Source organism: Xanthomonas sp. NCPPB 3761 (assembly GCF_041475705.2).
Classification (GTDB): Bacteria; Pseudomonadota; Gammaproteobacteria; order Xanthomonadales; family Xanthomonadaceae; genus Xanthomonas; species Xanthomonas phaseoli.
The window spans coordinates 1,381,632-1,400,159 of the sequence record NZ_CM191262.1; the positions used below are offsets into that span (position 1 = coordinate 1,381,632).

16 protein-coding genes, 1 other RNA gene and 1 pseudogene are annotated in these 18,528 nt (G+C 64.9%); 15 read left to right on the plus strand and 3 right to left on the minus strand.

Translation table 11 applies throughout. From position 1 onward, the window contains the following. Nucleotides 1-158: 158 nt before the first annotated feature. The 4 genes from ACCQ00_RS06070 (at nucleotide 159) to ACCQ00_RS06085 (ending at nucleotide 3,150) form a co-directional block, all read left to right on the plus strand. Nucleotides 159-1,490, plus strand: coding sequence for a DUF763 domain-containing protein (locus ACCQ00_RS06070; RefSeq protein ID WP_039573011.1), 1,332 nt, complete (start codon nucleotides 159-161; stop codon nucleotides 1,488-1,490). Further along, the gene (locus ACCQ00_RS06075; protein ID WP_039573008.1) at nucleotides 1,487-2,080 is read left to right on the plus strand and encodes a GIY-YIG nuclease family protein; all 594 of its coding nucleotides are present in this window, start codon (nucleotides 1,487-1,489) and stop codon (nucleotides 2,078-2,080) included. Before ACCQ00_RS06070 ends, ACCQ00_RS06075 begins: the two co-directional genes overlap by 4 nt. Nucleotides 2,081-2,142: 62 nt before the next feature. Continuing rightward, on the plus strand, nucleotides 2,143-2,487 hold the full coding sequence (locus ACCQ00_RS06080) for a cupin domain-containing protein (RefSeq protein ID WP_017157901.1): 345 nt from the start codon (nucleotides 2,143-2,145) through the stop codon (nucleotides 2,485-2,487). 159 nt (nucleotides 2,488-2,646) lie between these two features. Continuing rightward, the gene (locus ACCQ00_RS06085) at nucleotides 2,647-3,150 is read left to right on the plus strand and encodes a DUF6496 domain-containing protein (RefSeq protein WP_039573006.1); all 504 of its coding nucleotides are present in this window, start codon (nucleotides 2,647-2,649) and stop codon (nucleotides 3,148-3,150) included. Nucleotides 3,151-3,258: 108 nt separating this feature from the next. On the opposite strand, the gene ACCQ00_RS06090 is transcribed toward ACCQ00_RS06085, so the two are convergent. Together ACCQ00_RS06090 and ACCQ00_RS06095 are read right to left on the minus strand one after the other, a co-directional pair. Beyond that, nucleotides 3,259-3,684, minus strand: coding sequence for a type II toxin-antitoxin system death-on-curing family toxin (locus ACCQ00_RS06090; protein WP_039573069.1), 426 nt, complete (start codon nucleotides 3,682-3,684; stop codon nucleotides 3,259-3,261). A gap of 8 nt (nucleotides 3,685-3,692) precedes the next feature. Further along, nucleotides 3,693-3,914, minus strand: a complete 222-nt coding sequence (locus tag ACCQ00_RS06095; RefSeq protein WP_003490241.1) for an AbrB/MazE/SpoVT family DNA-binding domain-containing protein — start codon at nucleotides 3,912-3,914, stop codon at nucleotides 3,693-3,695. A gap of 150 nt (nucleotides 3,915-4,064) precedes the next feature. Here ACCQ00_RS06095 and lexA point away from each other — a divergent pair, with 150 nt between their 5' ends. The 4 genes from lexA to ACCQ00_RS06115 all read left to right on the plus strand — a co-directional run bounded on the left by lexA (nucleotide 4,065) and on the right by ACCQ00_RS06115 (nucleotide 10,180). Next, nucleotides 4,065-4,670 carry a transcriptional repressor LexA gene (lexA, locus tag ACCQ00_RS06100; RefSeq protein WP_039573002.1) on the plus strand — a complete coding sequence of 202 codons (606 nt, stop codon included), beginning with the start codon at nucleotides 4,065-4,067 and terminating at the stop codon, nucleotides 4,668-4,670. Between the two features lies 1 nt (nucleotide 4,671). Then, nucleotides 4,672-5,325 carry a translesion DNA synthesis-associated protein ImuA gene (imuA, locus tag ACCQ00_RS06105; RefSeq protein ID WP_017157897.1) on the plus strand — a complete coding sequence of 218 codons (654 nt, stop codon included), beginning with the start codon at nucleotides 4,672-4,674 and terminating at the stop codon, nucleotides 5,323-5,325. Between the two features lie 9 nt (nucleotides 5,326-5,334). Further along, complete coding sequence (locus ACCQ00_RS06110; protein ID WP_017157896.1) at nucleotides 5,335-6,753, plus strand: Y-family DNA polymerase; 1,419 nt, start codon at nucleotides 5,335-5,337, stop codon at nucleotides 6,751-6,753. Nucleotides 6,754-6,928: 175 nt separating this feature from the next. Continuing rightward, the gene (locus tag ACCQ00_RS06115; RefSeq protein WP_039572998.1) at nucleotides 6,929-10,180 is read left to right on the plus strand and encodes an error-prone DNA polymerase; all 3,252 of its coding nucleotides are present in this window, start codon (nucleotides 6,929-6,931) and stop codon (nucleotides 10,178-10,180) included. A gap of 146 nt (nucleotides 10,181-10,326) precedes the next feature. On the opposite strand, the gene ACCQ00_RS06120 is transcribed toward ACCQ00_RS06115, so the two are convergent. Then, nucleotides 10,327-10,512 (minus strand): hypothetical protein, encoded by a 186-nt coding sequence (locus tag ACCQ00_RS06120; RefSeq protein WP_017157893.1) that lies wholly within the window; start codon nucleotides 10,510-10,512, stop codon nucleotides 10,327-10,329. Nucleotides 10,513-10,612: 100 nt separating this feature from the next. Between ACCQ00_RS06120 and ACCQ00_RS06125 the strand changes: the two genes are divergently transcribed. The 7 genes and pseudogenes from ACCQ00_RS06125 (at nucleotide 10,613) to ACCQ00_RS06155 (ending at nucleotide 18,498) form a co-directional block, all read left to right on the plus strand. After that, nucleotides 10,613-12,205 (plus strand): alpha/beta hydrolase family protein, encoded by a 1,593-nt coding sequence (locus ACCQ00_RS06125; RefSeq protein ID WP_039573066.1) that lies wholly within the window; start codon nucleotides 10,613-10,615, stop codon nucleotides 12,203-12,205. A gap of 209 nt (nucleotides 12,206-12,414) precedes the next feature. Beyond that, entirely contained in the window at nucleotides 12,415-13,233 is an 819-nt protein-coding gene (locus ACCQ00_RS06130) for an HDOD domain-containing protein (RefSeq protein ID WP_039572996.1), read from the plus strand. A 427-nt stretch (nucleotides 13,234-13,660) separates the two neighbouring features. Then, nucleotides 13,661-15,613 carry an OPT family oligopeptide transporter gene (locus ACCQ00_RS06135; RefSeq protein WP_039583385.1) on the plus strand — a complete coding sequence of 651 codons (1,953 nt, stop codon included), beginning with the start codon at nucleotides 13,661-13,663 and terminating at the stop codon, nucleotides 15,611-15,613. Between the two features lie 702 nt (nucleotides 15,614-16,315). After that, nucleotides 16,316-16,420 (plus strand): annotated as a pseudogene (locus ACCQ00_RS06140) (transporter); the annotation flags it as partial. 69 nt (nucleotides 16,421-16,489) lie between these two features. Next, nucleotides 16,490-17,577, plus strand: a protein-coding gene (locus tag ACCQ00_RS06145; protein ID WP_099770626.1) for an IS3-like element ISXac2 family transposase whose coding sequence is annotated in 2 segments (ribosomal slippage) — nucleotides 16,490-16,742 and nucleotides 16,742-17,577 — 1,089 coding nt in all. Because the reading frame shifts where the segments join, the coding sequence is not laid out codon by codon here. A gap of 24 nt (nucleotides 17,578-17,601) precedes the next feature. Next, nucleotides 17,602-18,360, plus strand: a complete 759-nt coding sequence (locus tag ACCQ00_RS06150) for a transporter (protein WP_039575286.1) — start codon at nucleotides 17,602-17,604, stop codon at nucleotides 18,358-18,360. A 61-nt stretch (nucleotides 18,361-18,421) separates the two neighbouring features. Then, nucleotides 18,422-18,498, plus strand: a non-coding RNA gene (locus ACCQ00_RS06155) — sX9 sRNA. Nucleotides 18,499-18,528 lie beyond the last annotated feature (30 nt).

An 18,528-nucleotide genomic window follows, 5' to 3' on the forward strand; every position in this document is an offset into this window, starting at 1 on the left:
GCTCGCGCCTGCATGGCGCGCGTGCGCAGGCGGGCATCGCGTGGAGTGCCACATGCTGCGCTGAATTCGTCAGCTTCCCGCGCGCGTCAATGCGGCGGTGTCCCAGCTGTTGCGACGTGCCGCCGTTATCCTGGCGGCATGAAGACGAGGTGGCAGCAATGAGCCGGCGTGGTGGCAGTGCGGATCTTCCTTTGCATGGAGGTCGCGTTCCGCGGTGGTTGGGTGAGCGGATGACACGGCTTGGCGCAGTGATGTGCGAGGCGATCGTGCACAGCTATGGGCGCGATGAATTGTTGCGGCGGCTTGCGCACCCGTTCTGGTTTCAGTCGTTCGGTGCGGTCATGGGCATGGACTGGCACTCCTCCGGCATTACCACCAGCGTGATCGGCGCACTCAAGCGCGGGTTGACGCCGCTGGCCGGCGAACTGGGCATTCATGTGTGTGGCGGGCGCGGCCGGCATTCGCGCGCCACGCCGTCCGAATTGTTGGCAGTGGGCGATGCGGTCGGGCTGGACGGCGCCGCGTTGGCACAGGCCAGCCGCCTGGTCGCCAAGGTGGACAGCGCTGCCGTGCAGGACGGCTTCGATCTGTACCTGCATGGCTTCATCGTCAGCGACGATGGCCGCTGGGTGGTGGTGCAACAAGGCATGCACGGGCAGCGCAAGCAGGCGCGCCGGTATCACTGGCTCTCCGAAGGACTGAGCAGCTTTGTGGATGCGCCGCATGCAGCCATCGATGGCGCGCATCAAGGCAATATCGTCAATCTCGCCGACCACCGCGCCGCGGCCTCGCGCGATGCGCAGTTGGAGCTGCTGCGCAGCACAGCGCCGGACCGGCTGGCCCGCCAATGGCAACGGATTGCGGATGTGGAGGCGCCTGGCGCGGCGCTTGCGGCGCAAGGTCCGCTCACCGGCGATCTATTCGCCGGCCACGCCTGGGACCCTGCACAACAACCGCATCTGTGCATGCCCGATCATCATGATGTGCGCAGCGAAAACGTGATCACACGACGGCTGCACGCCAGCCTGGCCGCCGCCGCCGAAGCCGGGCCGCGCGATTTCACCGCGTTGCTGCAGGTGCCCGGCGTGGGGGCGCGCACGTTGCGCTCGCTGGCGATGGTGGCCGAGGTGATGCATGGCACGCCATGCCGTTTCAGCGACCCGGCGCGCTTTTCGCTTGCGCATGGCGGCAAGGACCGGCAACCGTTCCCGGTGCCCACACGCGTGCTCGACCACACCATCGGCGTACTCAAGCAGGCGATGCAGCAGGCCAAGCTAGGCAACGACGAACGCTTGCAGGCGATTGCGCGGCTGGATGCACAGGCGCGTCGGCTCGAAGCCAGTGCACAAGGGCCGACGGTGGAAAACTACATCGCGCAGGAACGTCGCGATTCGCATCGCTATGGCGGGCGCAGCGTGTTCGGCTGGGAACCGGCGCCGGAGGAGGCGCACACGGCGCAGCCGACCCAAGCGCATGCAGGTCGCCGATGAGCGTGCGCGCACATGGCAGCACGCCGGTGGCCATCGACGGACGTTGCTTCACCTATGTGTTCCCCTGCCAGTGGGAAGACCATTGCAAGATCGGTTTTTCGCGTGATCCGCTGGGGCGCATCGGTAGCCTGCATTCGCGCTGGTTCGATTTTTTCGATCTGGAGCACGGGCTGCTGGTGGAAACCGAACGCGAACGCGATGCGCGCGATCTCGAACTGCAACTGCGGCGCCCGCTGCTTGCGCACAACGCACCGGCACCGATGGCGATCCGCGCAGTGGCCGGTGGGCATACCGAATGGTTTCGGGGCGTGGGCGATGCATTGCAAGGTGCAGTCGCGCAACTGCAGCAGGGCGGGTATCGCGTGTTCGTGTTGCGCGATTGGCTGCAAGCGGCGATGGCCCAGCGTATCGATCGGCTCTACGACTGGGCCGCGGTGCAGTTGAGTGCGGACGAACTGGATGGCCTGGTCGGTCCTACGCCAGCACAACGTGCGCTGCGCGATGTACTCGATGGCTATCGCGCATTGGATTTTCCCATGCAGCAACATCTGCCCGAACACATTTGGGTTTGGTATTGCCGCAGCCGCTGAGCATGTTGCCAGCATGTTGACGTGCGTGGCCTCAGCATCGCCTCAACCCTGAGGAGTGGCTTATGCAGATTGCACAACTGACATTGACCGACGCATTCAAGGTGCTGTTTTCTGTGCGCCAGGTGCAAGCGGCCGAAATGGTGATTGCACCGGGGCAGGGCGAAGGCGGGCCTGGCAATCGCCACCGTGGTGCCGATCAATGGCTGTACGTGGTGGACGGCACCGGCGAGGCAGTGATCGAGGGGCAGACCCATGCACTGCAGGCCGGTAGCCTGATCGCCATCGAGCGCGGTGAAACCCACGCGATCCGCAATACGGGGAATACACCGCTGAAGACGGTCAATTTCTATCACCCGCCCGCCTACGATGCCCAAGGCGAACCCTTGCCAGCCGGTGAGGCGTCGTGATCGCTGGCGGTGGCGCATGTCGTTGCGTGGATCGGTCGCTGCGCATGCAGGACTTGGTAAGGCGGCAGGCATGCTTCAACGCCAGGTGAGCACCACGCCCACTGCGCATTGACGCCATGCTTGTTACATCGAGTTGCCATCCACAACAGGGGAAGTGCCATGCCACAGGCCAAGACACGCCGCGCTGCTGCCAAGGACAAGCGCGAAGGGAAATCGGCCAGCACCCAGGCCGGTGAATATGTCAAAGAAGAAATCTACCAGGTGCGCGACGGCGCGCATGGTGTGAAAAGCACCAAGCAGGCCATTGCGATCGGCTTGTCCAAGGCGCGCCGCGATGGCGTGGATGTTGCCCCGCGCAGTTCCGCGTCCAAGGCCACCAAGAAAAAAGCCGCGCAGGACAAGGCCGCGGCAACCTCCAAAAAGCCGGTGTCGCCTACGCGCTCGGCCGGTGCCAAGAAAGCCCTCAAGACCGCCAGCAAGGACACGACCGCCAAGAAGACGGTAGGCAAACAGGCATTGTCCAAACAGACCACGCGTGCCGCGAAAAAGCGCACGGCCAGCGACCGTTCGACGGCAGCAAAGAAGGCGGCAAAGACCAAGGGTCCGGCCGTACGCAAGGCCGCTGCGAAGAAAGCGGCAGCGACGCGCAAGCGTGCCGAATAAGGGGGCATGCGTCAGACAGTGGCGTCGATGCTGACCGAGTTGCGACGTTTAGATCCGCTACTTGCGCTCTCATGTGCCAATACTGGCGCGTTGATGCCCGGGGTTGCTTCAGCCGTAATAACCTTGCGGTTCGTGTACATGAATGTCTGCACGCAACCGCACGCGCGGCCGTAGCCACTGGGCGAATGCCGCTTCGCTCCACCCGCCATTGGCCAGCCCCATCATGGCAACGTATTTTTCTTCCTGCGAGGCGATGAGCTCGGCACCGTTGAGCAGCAAGAAGACCCGGTAGCACACATGGGCAGTCCGTTTGTTGCCATCCACGAACGGGTGATTGCGCGCGAGCCCATACGCCAGGCTGGCCGTCAGCTCCACCAGATCGGGCGCAGGGTCGCCATACGAAAACAGTTGTTGCGGGCGTGCAAGTGCCGAATCCAGTAGCGCTTCGTCGCGCACTCCGCTTGCGCCCCCGTGCTCGCTCAATTGGCGTTCGTGGATGGCCAATGCAAGCGCATGCGTGATCCAGACCAGTATGCGCGTGTTCACTTGGCCAGCTTGTTCAGCACTTGGCGATCCTCACGCATCACCTGCTCGGCCACATCCATCTGCGCGGCCAACGTCGGGTCGAATGCGGTCAGCTTGATGCCGTCGGGCGTTTCCAGTGCATAGAGTTCGTCGCCCTTTCCAAGCCGCAGGCGGGCCAGCAGTTCCTTGGGCAGGATGACGCCGGCGGAATTGCCGATGGCGGTGATCTTGAGTTTCATGGCGGCACTCTCACGTTGGTACGAAAGTTATAACCCTGTCGTTGGCCGGTCGCAAGCGGCGTGCTGAAGCGGCTCAGCAAGCCAGTCTCGCCTGCTGCGATCGATGGGTGTACAAATGTACACCTTGTCTCCTGCTGCTGCCGCGCCCCGATGCCATCGCTTTCCCCCCAACGTGCCGCCGTGCTGGCGTTCCTGCAGGAGCAGGCCCAGGCAGGCGTCTCGCCCAGCCTGGCCGAGATCGCGCAGGCCTTCGGGTTTGCCTCGCGCAATGCCGCGCAAAAGCACGTGCAGGCGCTGGCAGACGCCGGGTTGATCGAGCTGCTGCCCAATCAGAAACGCGGCATCCGCATGCCGGGTGGCGCCGGTCGCGATGCATTGCTGGCCTTGCCGGTACTGGGGCGAGTAGCAGCGGGCCTGCCGATCGGCGCGGATATCGGCCTGGAGCGTCAGCTCTGGCTGGACCGCGCGCTGTTCTCGCTGCGCCCGGATTACCTGCTGAAAGTGCAGGGCGATTCGATGATCGATGACGGCATCCTGGATGGCGACCTGGTGGGCGTCCACCGCAGCAACGAGGCGCGCGACGGGCAGATCGTGGTGGCGCGGGTGGATGGCGAAATCACCATCAAGCGCCTGGAGCGCGGCGCCGAACGGATCCGCCTGCTGCCGCGCAATCGCGCGCATGCGCCGATCGTGGTGGCGGCCGATGCCGACTTCGCGATCGAAGGGCTGTACTGCGGCCTGATCCGGCAGGGCTGAGATGAGCCAGGAGCCGGCGCGCATCAGACAGGACGGCAATGCGGCCGTGGCACTGCCGCTGGACGCCCTGCTGGCTGCGCGCACCGTCTGGCGTGCAGGCCAGGGCACGGCCACCGCCAATGGCGGTGAATCCACCGGGCATGCGGCGTTGGATGCGTTGCTGCCCGATGGCGGCTGGCCGCGGCGTGCGTTGACCGAGTTGCTGTTGCCTGCGCATGGCATCGGCGAAATCGCCTTGTTGCTGCCCACGCTGGCACGCATGACCGCCAGCAGCAGCCGGGTGGTGCTGGTCGCGCCGCCGTTCATTCCTTACGCGCCGGCTTGGCAGGCAGGCGGGGTGGTGCTGGAGCATCTGGAAGTGGTGCAGGCCGAGCCGCGCGACGCGTTATGGGCGTTCGAACAATGTTTGCGCAGCGGCGCATGCGCTGCAGTACTGGGCTGGCCGCAGACTGGCGATGCGCGTGCGCTGCGCCGGTTGCAGGTGGCGGCCGATAGCGGCAATTGCTGCGCGTTCGCACTGCGCGACCGCCGTCATGCGGTCAATGCATCGCCGGCGGCCTTGCGGCTGGAATTCCTGCCCGAGCGCGATGCCTGGCAGGTGCGCAAATGCCGCGGCGGGCAGGTGCCGTCGCAGCCGTTGCGGCTGGCGCATTGAGGCACGCGCATGTTGTGGGCCTGCATCTTGCTGCCGCAGCTGGCGCTGGACGCCGTCCTTCGGCGTCTGGAAGAGCCGCAGGCGCCACTGGCGCTGGTGGAAGGCCCGGCGCAGCTGCGCAGCCTGCATTCGGTCAATGCTGCCGCTGGCGCAGCTGGGTTGAAGGCCGGCATGCGGCTATCGGCAGCGCATGCCTTGATGACCCAGGTGCGCACCATCGATTACGACGCGCAAAACGAAGCGCGCACGCAGCGCTTTCTTGCGGCCTGGGCGTATCGGCATAGTTCGCTGGTCAGCCAGCAGTGGTCGCGCGCCATCGTGCTGGAAGCCGGTGCCAGCTTTCGCCTGTTCGGTCCCTGGCCACGCTTCGAGCGCCGCCTGCGCGATGAGCTGCAGGCATTGGGCTTCCAGCACCGGCTTGCGTTGGCGCCTACGCCGCGCGCCGCGCGCGTGCTGGCCGGCCTGCGCGACGGCATGGCGGTGACGCAATTGCCGGCCCTGCACAGCACGCTCGACAAGGTGCCTGTCCGCCGCGCTGCATTGCCCGACGATGCCGGCGAGCGCCTGCAGCACATGGGCGTGCGCACGCTCGCGGCGGTGCGCGGCCTGCCGCGCGACGGGTTGCGCCGGCGGTTTGGTGCGGGCCTGCTCGATCATCTGGATCGCCTCTACGGGCAGGTCGACGACCCACTGGAGTGCTACGCGCCGCCAGACCACTTCGACCATCGCGTGGAGCTGGGCTATGAGGTGGAAACGCATCCGGCGCTGCTGTTTCCGTTGCGCCGGCTGATCGGCGACCTGTGCACGTATCTGTCCATTCGCGATGGCGGCGTGCAGCGGTTTTTGCTGCGCCTGGAGCACGAAGAAGGCGCCACCGATGTGGAGATCGGCCTGCTCACACCGGAGCGCGCGCCGACCTTGCTGTTCGAGCTGGCCCGCAACCGGCTGGAGCGTGTGGAGATTCCGCGGCCGGTGGTGGCGATGCGCTTGCTGGCACGGCAACTACCACCGTTCGTGCCGGCCATGCGCGACCTGTTCGATCAGCGCGCGCAGCAATCGGTGGAGTGGCCGCAACTGCGCGAGCGCCTGCGTGCACGGCTTGGCGATGACGCGGTCTATCGTGTGTTGCCGGCCGACGACCCGCGCCCGGAGCGCGCGTGGCGTCGCGCCATCGGCGATGCGGTGCGCGAAGCCGCTGCGCCGCCGCGTCCGCCGCGCCCCACCTGGTTGCTACCGCAGCCGGTGCCGCTGCACGACCCGCACCTGCGCATCGTGTCCGGCCCGGAACGGCTGGAAAGCGGTTGGTGGGACGACGATGAAGCCCGTCGCGATTACTACGTGGTGGAGACTGCGCGCGGCCGGCGTGGCTGGGCCTTTGCCGCACCTGGCCGGGTAGATGGCTGGATGCTGCATGGGTGGTTTGCGTGAGCGCGCGCATGTTCGCGCGGTATCGGAGCAGGTACCGACTGTCTGGTGGTTGCGGCTGGGGCACGCGTGGCCGATGCCAGGGCTGCAGGCAAGACGCAGCAGCATCTGCAATGGTGCGATCTGCTGCGTGCTGCAAAAACCGTCTGGCGCAGCGCGCTGTTGAAGGCAGCCGTCCATGAGCTGGGATGACGCCATCGATGGCGTAGACCGCGACACGCCCGGCGGGCGCATGCCGCGCGCCTGGAATGTGGCCGCACGGTTGCGCGCGGCCAATGACGACATCAGCCATGCGCATGTTGCCGATGGCTTGCCCGCCTATGCCGAGCTGCACTGCCTGTCGGACTTCTCGTTCCTGCGTGGCGCCTCCAGCGCCGAACAGCTGTTCGTGCGCGCACAACACTGCGGCTACAGCGCCTTGGCCATCACCGACGAATGCTCGCTGGCCGGCATCGTGCGTGGTCTGGAAGCGTCGCGCGCCACCGGCGTGCGGCTGATCGTCGGTAGCGAATTCGCCCTGGTCGATGGCACCCGCTTCGTGCTGCTGGTGGAAGAGGCGAACGGTTATCCGCAATTGTGCGCGCTGATCACCACCGCGCGGCGCGCGGCCAGCAAGGGCGCGTATCGCTTGGGGCGGGCCGAGGTGGAAGCGCAGTTTCGCGATGTGGCGCCGGGCGTGTTTGCACTGTGGCTGCCCGGCGCGCAGCCGCAGGCAGAGCAGGGCGCCTGGTTGCAACAGGTGTTCGGCGAGCGCGCATTTCTGGCAGTGGAATTGCATCGCGAACAGGACGATGTCGCACGCCTGCAGGCGCTGCAAGCGCTGGCGCAGCAACTGGGCATGACCGCACTGGCCAGCGGCGATGTGCATATGGCGCAGCGCCGCGAGCGCATCGTGCAAGACACCCTGACCGCCATCCGCCACACGCTGCCGCTGGCGGACTGCGGCGCGCACCTGTTTCGCAATGGCGAACGCCATTTGCGCACCCGGCGTGCCCTGGGGAACATCTACCCGGAAGCGTTGTTGCAGGCCACGGTGGAGCTGGCGCAACGCTGCACCTTCGATATTTCCAAGATCAGCTACACCTATCCCAGAGAACTGGTGCCGGAAGGCCACACGCCCACCAGCTATCTACGCCAGCTCACCGAAGCCGGCATCCGCAAGCGCTGGCCGGGCGGCATCTCGGCCAAGGTGCGAGATGACATCGAAAAAGAGTTGGCGCTGATCGCGCTCAAGAAGTACGAAGCTTTCTTCCTCACTGTGCAAGATGTGGTGCGCTTCGCATGCGAACAGGACATTCTCTGCCAGGGGCGTGGCTCATCGGCCAATTCGGCGGTGTGTTATGCGCTGGGCATCACCGCAGTCAATCCCGACGAGACGCGTCTGTTGATGGCGCGCTTCCTGTCCGAAAAACGCGATGAGCCGCCGGATATCGACGTGGACTTCGAACATGAACGCCGCGAGGAAGTGCTGCAGTACGTCTACAGCAAGTACGGGCGCGAACGCGCGGCGCTGGCGGCGACGGTGATCTACTATCGCGGCAAGAGCGCGGTGCGCGATGTGGCCAAGGCCTTCGGCCTGCCGCCGGACCAGATTGCGTTGCTGGCCAATTGCTATGGCTGGGGCAATGGCGAAACACCGATGGAACAGCGCATCGAAGAAGCCGGGTTCGATCTTGCCAACCCGTTGATCAACAAGATCCTGGCCGTGACAGAGCACTTGCGCGATCACCCGCGGCATCTCTCACAGCATGTCGGTGGCTTCGTCATCTCCGACGAGCCCTTGTCGCTGCTGGTGCCGGTGGAAAACGCCGCCATGGCAGACCGCACTATCATCCAATGGGACAAGGACGATCTGGAAACCATGAAGTTGCTCAAGGTCGATTGCCTGGCCCTGGGCATGCTGACCTGCATCCGCAAGACGCTGGATCTGGTGCGCGGCCACCGCGGGCGCAATTACAGCATCGCCACGTTGCCCGGTGACGATCTGCCAACCTACAAGATGATCCAGCGCGCAGACACCGTCGGCGTGTTCCAGATCGAATCGCGCGCGCAGATGGCGATGCTGCCGCGGCTCAAACCTGCGGTGTTCTACGACCTGGTGATCGAAGTGGCGATCGTGCGTCCCGGGCCGATCCAGGGCGACATGGTGCACCCGTATCTGCGCAGGCGACAGGGGCGCGAGGAAGTGAACTATCCATCGCCGGAAGTGGAAGACATCCTCAAGCCCACGCTGGGCGTGCCGTTGTTCCAGGAGCAGGTGATGGAGCTGTTGATGCATGCCGCCGAGTACACCGAGAGCGAAGCGGATAATCTGCGCCGCTCCATGGCGGCCTGGCGGCGCGGCGGCGACATGGAGCAACATCGCACGCGCGTGCGCGAACGCATGCAGGGCAAAGGCTACGCCTCCAGCTTCATCGACCAGATCTTCGAACAGATCAAGGGTTTCGGTTCCTACGGTTTTCCGCAGAGTCACGCCGCCTCGTTCGCCAAACTCGTCTATGCCAGTTGCTGGCTCAAACGCCACGAGCCGGCTGCCTTCGCCTGCGGGCTGCTCAACGCGCAGCCGATGGGTTTCTATTCGGCCAGCCAGATCGTGCAGGATGCGCGCCGCGGCAGCCCCGAGCGCGAGCGTGTGGAGGTGCTGCCGGTGGATGTATTGCACAGCGAATGGGACAACACCCTGGTCGGTGGCCGGCCCTGGTGCAGCGACCAAGACCCAGGCGAACAACCAGCGATCCGGTTGGGCATGCGGCAGGTCGCCGGACTGTCGCAAGTGGTGGCGCAGCGCATCGTTGCCGCACGCACGCAGCGGGCGTTCGCCGATATCGGCGATCTGTGCCTGCGCGCCGCACTCGACGAAAAAGCACGTCTGGCATTGGCAGAAGCAGGCGCTCTGCAAGGCATGGTGGGCAACCGCAACGCCGCGCGCTGGGCCATGGCCGGTGTCGAGGCGCGCCGCCCCCTGTTGCCGGGCAGCCCGGAGGAGCGCCCGGTGGAGTTCGAGGCGCCGCGCGCAGGCGAAGAAATTCTCGCCGATTACCGCTTGGTCGGCCTGAGTCTGCGCCAGCATCCAATGGCGCTGCTACGGCCGCAGATGCGCCAGCGACGCATCCTGGGCCTGCGCGAATTGCAGGGCCGCCGCCACGGCAGCGGCGTGCATGTGGCCGGCCTGGTTACCCAGCGCCAGCGCCCGGCCACCGCCAAGGGCACCATCTTCGTCACCCTGGAAGACGAGCAGGGCATGATCAACGTCATCGTCTGGTCGCACCTTGCGCTGCGTCGCCGCCGTGCGCTGCTGGAATCGCGCCTGCTTGCCGTGCGCGGTCGCTGGGAACGCGTGGACGGCGTAGAGCATCTCATCGCCGGCGACCTGTACGACCTCAGCAACCTGCTCGGCGACATGCAGCTGCCCTCGCGCGATTTCCATTGACGCTTTTTAGGTGCATGGATTGCTGCTAGATTCCGCACTCGGTTTGCCTACAACACGGAGCAGTACATGCGGAAATGGATCATTCCTGCGGCCTTGGTGCTGCTGATGGCGGCCGGCACTGCCACGGCCCAGGTGGATGTCGGCGCCTACATCAAGAAAGACAAGTTCGCCGACATCAAGCTATCGCCCAGCGGCGCGTATTTCGCCGCGACCGTGCCGATGGAAGACAAGACCGCCCTTGCGATCATGCGGCGTTCGGACAACAGCATCGGCGCCACCTTCGTGCTGGAAAAGAACACGTACGTGAGCGATTTCGCCTGGGTCAGCGACACCCGCGTGTTGATTTCCATTGCACAGAAGTACGGCCTGCTCGACAAGCCGCTGCCGACCGGCGAGCTGTATGCCATCAATGCCGACGGCACCGGAGTCGAGTTGCTGGTGGGTTACCGCGCACGCGGTACCGGCCTTGGCACCAACATCAAGGTCAAGAAGACCGAAGCGGTGGCCGCATTCCTGACCGATCCCTTGCCCGACGACGACCGCAGCGTGATCGTGGCGATCTGGCCGATGTCGGGGCAGGATCCCTATACCCGCGCAGAAAAGCTCGACGTCACCACCGGCCGCCGTCTCCCGCTGGCGCTTGCGCCGATTCAGCGCGCCAGTTTCACCACCGACCATCATGGGCAGGTGCGCTTTGCGCAGGGGGCGGGCTCGGATAACGTGAGCAAGCTGTATTACCGCAAGGGCGCGGGCGACCAATGGGCGCTGATCAACGACGAGCAGGTCAGTGGCCATGTCGAAACACCGCTGGGTTTTTCGCAAGACGAGCGCATTGCCTACTTGCGCGTGCAAAGCGCCAACGGCCCCGATGCGATCGTCGGCTGGGACATCCAGGCCGATCACCGTGAGCAGCTATTGCGCGACGCGGTGGCCGACCCACTGGAGATCATCTACCGCAACGGCACCAGTATCCCGGTCGGCGCCATTTTCATGGCCGACCGCCCCCACACCCGCTTTTTCGACGAGCATGGTGTCGAGGCGCGGATGTATCACAGTCTGGAGGCGGCCTTCGCCGGCAATGCGGTGCGCGTGACCTCCAGCACCAAAGACGGTCGCTACGTGATGCTGGAAGCCTATTCGGGCAGTAATCCTGGCGACTTCTACGTGTTCGACACGCAACAGAACAAAGCCCAGCATGTGATCAGTCGGCGCGACTGGTTCGACCCCGAGCGCACGGCCACCGTGCAGCCGATTGCGCTGCAGGCACGTGACGGGGTGCCGCTGCATGGGTATCTCACGCTGCCGCGCAGCGGGGGCGACAAACAGCTGCCAATGGTGGTGATGCCCCATGGCGGTCCCTTCGAGATCTTCGACAGCTGGCAGTTCGACGACGATGCGCAGCTGCTGGCGCAAGCGGGCTATGCGGTGCTGCAGATCAATTTCCGTGGCTCTGGCAATTATGGGCGCCACTTCCAGCACGCCGGCGCGCGTCAGTGGGGCGGCACCATGCAGGACGATGTGACCGACGCAACGCGCTGGGCGATTGGCCAGGGGTATGCCGATGCACGCAAGATCTGCATCTTTGGCGCCAGTTACGGTGCGTACGCAGCCTTGATGGGTGCGGCCAAGGAATCGGGCCTGTATGCGTGCGCGGCCGGTTATGTGGGCGTCTACGACTTGCCGATGATGTTCACCAGCGGCGACATCCAGAAGCGCGGTTCCGGCGAGAACTACCTCAAGCAGTGGTTGGGTGATCCGGCCACCCTGGCCGCACGTTCGCCGGTCAATCTGGCCAAGCAGATCAAGGTGCCGGTGTTCCTGGCCGCAGGGGGCGAAGACGAGCGCGCGCCCATCCAGCACAGCAAGCGAATGGAAGCGGCATTACGCCAGGCCGGCACGCCAGTGGAAACGCTGTACTTCGACACGGAAGGCCACGGCTTCTACACCGAACCCCATCGACGCGCGTTCTACACCCAGTTGCTGGCGTTTCTGTCCAGATCGCTGGGTGGCGCCAAGGCCGACTGAGCGTCATCGAGACGGTCGCCTTGTCGAACTACCGAGTGCGCTTGCCTTTCCTGTCGGTCGGGCCAGCCGGTGAGGCCGTGCGCTGTACAGACCCAGCCAGAAGCCTGAGTGAATCGTCCTGCCGTCGGTCATTGGCAGTGAACCGGTCCGTGTTACACCATGCAGGTCCGCGCGGCCGCGCTGGCTTGTCTTTCACCCACGAGGCGATCATGAAGTTGGAGGCGTTGTTCGACCAGTTGCACACCTTGCCCACCGTGCCCGAGGTGGCGCAAGACCTGATCCGTCAATTCGACGATCCGCAGACCGATATCGATACGCTGGCGCACAGTATCGAGCGCGATCCGGTGATTGCCGCCAAAGTGTTGCGGCTGGCCAATTCGGCGCGCTTCCATGGCTTGCGCGATTCCACCAGCGTGGAAGACGCGGCCATGCGCCTGGGCTTCAACACGCTGCGCACGCTGGTGCTGGCGTCGGCGATGACGGGCGCGTTCCGGGCCGGCCCGGGCTTCGACCTCAAGGCCTTCTGGCGGCACAGTTTCGAAGTGGCCGGCATCTGCCGCCTGCTGGCGCGCCAGCAGGGGCTGGACCCGGAGACGGCCTTCACCTGCGGGATGATGCACAACATCGGCGAGCTCTTGATCCAGTCCGGTGCGCCGGAATACGCCAGCCGCATCAATCACGAAACCTCCTCTGCCGGTCATGCGGCCGAAGAGACCCTGCAACTGGGCTTCGGTTACCCGGAAGTCGGGGCCGAGCTGGCACGGCGCTGGCAGCTGCCCGTGCTGATCCAGGAAGCCATTGCGTATCAGGTCCGGCCCGCCGCGGCCCCGGACGGTGCACGCATGCCATTGCTGGTGGCCCAGGCGGTATTGGTCTGCGATGCGCTGCATGCGCATGGCGGCGCCACCGCGGAGGCACTGGAAGCGATACGCAGCCCGCTGATGGAGGGCGTGGATCTGGACGGGTTGTTCGCCGCGCTGCCGGAAGTCATCGAGGCCGATCGCGCCTTTGCCGAGTTGCTGCACTGACGCTCGGCAGGACGCGCTGCTGCGTCATTGCCGGCGCAGCAGCGCATGCGCAGTCGTGTGCGGCTTGCATTGCACGCGCGGTGTCCGCTGCTGCCATGCAGTGATCGCCGCGTCGGGCGCAGATTCCGGCAGGCGTCAGCGCGACTAGGCTCCGCTTCGCAGCAGCTGGCGCCAGGCGGCAGGCACGCCGCACGTGTATCGACGCTGGGGTGAACGTGTGTGGAAACGTGCCCGCGCGCTTAGCAGCAAACGCGCCGGATGCCGCTGCGATTGGACAGTTGTACCCCAGGCAGCAGCGCGTGCGTCGGGTCGCCCCGGTGGAGTCCACCCGCCACAGCACGCACACTGTCACGCCGCGTCGCAGCTGGACTCGCGTGGACACAGGCGCTAGCGTGGTGCGGATTTTTTGCCTACAGGGGAATGCCCAATGAGCCACGACGCGCAGCCGCGCCAGCTCACCTTCCGTGCCGTCGCGCTGGCCATCGTGCTGGCGGTCGTGCTTTCGGCCGCCAATGCCTACCTCGGCCTGTTCGCCGGCCTGACCATCGCCACTGCCATCCCGGCAGCTGTCGTGTCGATGGGTGTGCTGCGCCTGTTGGGCGGCGGCACCATCCTGGAAAACAATATCGTCCAGACCGGGGCGTCGGCTGGCTCGTCGATCGCGGCCGGGGTGATCTTCACCATCCCCGCGCTGGTGATCATGGGCTATTGGCCGGACTTCAAGTACTGGTGGGTGCTGGGCATCGCCGGCATGGGCGGCCTGCTGGGCGTGTTGTTCTCGGTGCCGCTGCGTCGCTCGATGATCGTCGAAGACCCGCTGCCGTTCCCCGAGGGCAAGGCGGCGGCCGAAGTACTGAAGGCCGGCGAAAATCCCGGTCCGGGCCTGAAGATTCTGGCCATTTCCGGCGCCATCGGTGCGCTGGTCAAGCTGGCTGCGGCCAGCGGCCTGCGCGTGATTCCGGACACCTGGGCGCAGGCCACCTACCTGGGCAGCAGCCGGCTGGTGGGCTATATCGGCACCAACCTGTCGCCGGCGCTGCTGGGCGTGGGCTACATCGTCGGTTTGAACGTGGGCATCGTGGTGCTGTCCGGTTCGATCCTGTCCTGGCACATCGCCATCCCGTTGTATCAGCAGTTCTTCATGGGCTCGGACCCGGCCCTGGCGCAGAGCCTGGTCGGTGCATCGGCTGCCGATGCAGCGTTCGGCATCTGGGGCGCGAAGATCCGCTACCTCGGTGTCGGCGCGATGTTGATCGGTGGTGTGTGGACCCTGTTTTCGCTGCGCAAATCGCTGTTTTCCGGGGTCAAGAGCGGTTTTGCGGCTGCGCGCAAGAGTGGCGGCGGCGTGGTCGCAGAGACCGAGCGCGATCTGCCGATGAAGTGGATGCTGGTGGCGCTGGTGCTGTGCACGCTACCGCTGCTGGGCCTGTATCAGGCCATCGTGCAGCAGTGGCATGTGTCGATCCCGATGACCATCATCATGATCGTGGCCGGTTTCCTGTTCGTGTCCGTTTCGGGCTATCTGGCGGGTCTGATCGGTTCGTCCAACAACCCGGTGTCGGGCATCACCATCTCCACCATCCTGTTCGCCTCGGCAGTGCTGGTGTTGCTGCTCGGCAAGAGCGGCCTGGTGCCGGTGGGCATCGGCGCTGCGCCGCTGGGCGCAGTGGCCGCCATCATGATCGGTGCTGTGGTGTGCTGCGCGGCGGCGGTGGGCGGGGACAATCTGCAGGATCTCAAAACCGGTTATCTCGTTGGTGCTACGCCTTGGAAACAGCAGTTGATGCTCGCAATCGGCGCATTTTCTTGCGCCCTGATCATGGGGCCTGTGCTGAATTTACTCGCCCAAGCATACGGGATCGGATCTAAGACGCTTCCTGCGCCGCAGGCAATGCTGATGGCATCGGTAGCGAAAGGACTCTTTGGCGGGCAGTTGCCGTGGGCTGTCATTACGATTGGTGCTGGCGTCGGTGCAGTGATCATCGCAGTAGACGAATACCTGAAGAAGACGGGAAAGCGTTTTCGTGTGCCGGTGCTCGCTGCTGCAATCGGTATTTACCTGCCGCTAGAACTGATGGTGCCGATCTTTCTGGGTGGTTTGATCGCTCATCTGGTAGAGCGCTACCACAAGATTCGTGCAGATGATGAAGAAGGCCGTGACCGCGTGCATCGTCCGGGTGTGTTGTTTGCCGCAGGCCTGATCACGGGAGAGGCCTTGATGGGTATTGGCATTGCATTGCCAATCGTGATTACCAAAAACAAGGATGTGTTGGCCTTGCCTGGAGGTTACCAGCTCAACCAGTGGATCGGCCTGGCGATTCTGGCCCTGGTCGGCTGGCTGCTGTATCGCATCGGCAAGCGCGGCGAACAGGCCGCCTGAGTGCGATGCCGGATGGCGCATGCGCCCAGCATGCGCCATCTGCAAGCCGGCGCCTGGTTGTGTGCGCAGCTTGATCCAGTACAGATGTGATGGAACGGGAAACAGCTGTTTGGGCCGCCGGTCTCTACCCGGCGAAGACATGCCAGCGCTGCAATGGCGCCAGGTCCTCTGTAAGACGGAGGGTGATTCGCCGTTTCGATTGCATGGCTGCGACTGCGTCCGACACACCGCATGCGAACCGTGCAGGATTACCGCATGCAGGGCATTTATGCCTGCATAGCCATCAGCTACCGCCATCGACATTCAATGTCTTTGCGCCGGCTTTACGCCCTGCGCAGCTGCCATGCATAGCGACTTTATGCCGCTGCTGCTTATCGTGCCGTCTTCCGCACAACGGTGCGCCCTGAGTGCTGCATGCCCGGACTGATCTGATCCCCATCACGCTGTAGAACGTGGCGCGCTCACGCTGTGCATGACCCCGCAAAGCCAGGCAAGTATCTGGCAGTGCAAGCCTGCGCACTTCCCTGCAGTGGGCGCGTGCATCGCATCGCGACCGCCTTGGCGCCGCCCTGAAAAACGCAGTTGCGCCGCCGCCGACCAGGCGCAGCGGCACCCTGCCGCGCGTCGTAACGCACCATATCCCACTCTTCAACGTTGCACGGTCATGCGATCCGTGCCGCGCTTTGCCCTGGAATCACCGCAATGCCCACCATCACCTCGCGCTCGTCCACCCGCAAGACACCCACATCGCTGCTCGCCATCATCGTGACTGCAGCGCTGAGCGGCCTCGCAGTTCAGGCGCAGGCGGGTAATCCCCCCGCCCATTATCAGACGCCAGAAGTGGAATTTTCTCGTCCCCTTTCCCGAGGAGGTTCCATGAAGAAGTCCCGCTTTACCGACAGCCAGATCATCGCCGTGCTCAAGCAGGCCCAGGCCGGTGCGCCCGTGCCGGAGCTGTGCCGCGAGCACGGCATCAGCTCGGCCACGTTCTACAAGTGGCGCAGCAAGTTCGGCGGCATGGACGTGTCCATGGTCGCGCGCATGAAGGAGCTGGAGGAGGAGAACCGCCGGCTCAAGAAGATGTACGCCGAGGCGCAGCTCAGTACCGACCTGCTGAAGGAAGCGCTCGCAAAAAAATGGTGAGGCCATCTCAGCGACGCGAGATGGCCCAATCGGCGGTCACGAGCGGGCGCACGAACATCCGCCACGCCTGCCAGACCTTCGCGGTGAGCCAGACCTGCTTCCGCTACCAGGCCAAGGCCAGCGAGGAGAACGCCCGGATCGCCGACTGGCTGATCCGCCTGACGACCGCCCATCGCGACTGGGGCTTTGGCCTGTGCTACCTGTACCTGCGCAACGTGAAGGGCTTTGGCTGGAATCACAAGCGGGTCTACCGGATCTACCGCGAGCTGGAGTTGAACCTGCGGATCAAGCCGAGGAAGCGGCTGGTGCGTGAGCGGCCCGAGCCTCTGGCGGTGCCGGAGGCTATCAACCAGGTCTGGTCGATGGACTTCATGCACGACCAGTTGGCCGACGGCCGCAGCTTCCGGCTGTTCAATGTGCTCGACGACTTCAATCGCGAGGGGCTGGGGATCGAGGTCGACCTGTCGCTGCCGTCAGCCCGGGTGATCCGATCGCTGGAGCAGATCATCGAGTGGCGCGGCAAGCCCGCCGTGATCCGCTGCGACAACGGCCCTGAATACATCAGTGGCGCGTTGCTGTCCTGGGCGCAGCGGCATGGCATCCGGGTCGAGCACATCCAGCCGGGCAAGCCACAGCAGAACGCCTACGTTGAACGCTACAACCGCACCATCCGCTACGCTTGGCTCGCCCAAACCCTGTTCGACACCATCGACCAGGTGCAGGACAAAGCCACCCGCTGGCTATGGACGTACAACCACGAGCGTCCGAATATGGCGCTCGGCGGCATCACGCCTGCCATGAAGTTGGCGATGGCCGCTTAGCTCCACTTCTGGCGACCGCTAAAAGTGGGGGGATTACCGGCGCAAGACGCGACCGAAGCGGCGCTCTGCACCGATCGGCCGACCAAGGCCAATGCCACCTGCACCGTACCGGCTGGCAACTGGCAGCTGGAAACCGACATCGGCAATCACACGCGCGACAGCCAGCCCGGCACACGCACAGAGACGGCGTACTTCACCAATCCCACGCTCAAGTACGGCATCAGCGACCGCATCGATCTGCAGCTCAATTGGGCGCCGCAGCTGCAGGTCAAGACCACCGACCGCGCGACCGGCGCGCGCAGCAGCCTGAGCGGCGGCGGCGATCTCTATCTGCGCATGAAGGCGCGTGTGTACGAGAGCGACACCGTCAGCGTGGCGCTGCTGCCCTTCGTCAAGGCACCCACCGCGCGCACCGGATTGGGCAACGACGAATGGGAGGGCGGCGTCGCATTGCCGATCAATTTTGCGCTGCCCAGCAGCTTCTCGCTGACATTCGGTCCGGAACTGGATTGGTTGGCCGACAGCGATGGCAGCGGCAAGCATGTCGCCATCGTCAACGTGATCAATCTGGCGCGCCCGCTGACACCGAAGCTGTCGATGGCGGTGGAACTGTGGTCCTCGATCAACCGCGACCCTGCACGGACCGCGGAGCAGTACTCGGCCGATATCGCGGCGTCGTATCTGCTCAATCCGCTATTGCAGCTGGACGTGGGTGCCAATTTCGGCCTCAACGACCGCACGCCCGACAGGCAGGTCTACGTAGGCCTGTCGCACCGCTTCTAAGAGCAGCTAACAAAACGACTGCGCAGCCACCAGGCGGGCGCGGCCTGTGCTCGGAATCGGCATGTACCACGCGTACACTCCGGTTCTGAGTGCGCCGTCCGCACCCACCTGACGACTGCTCGCTACGTTTTGTTAGTCGCCCCAAAGCGCCCAGCCGCCCGTGCCGCG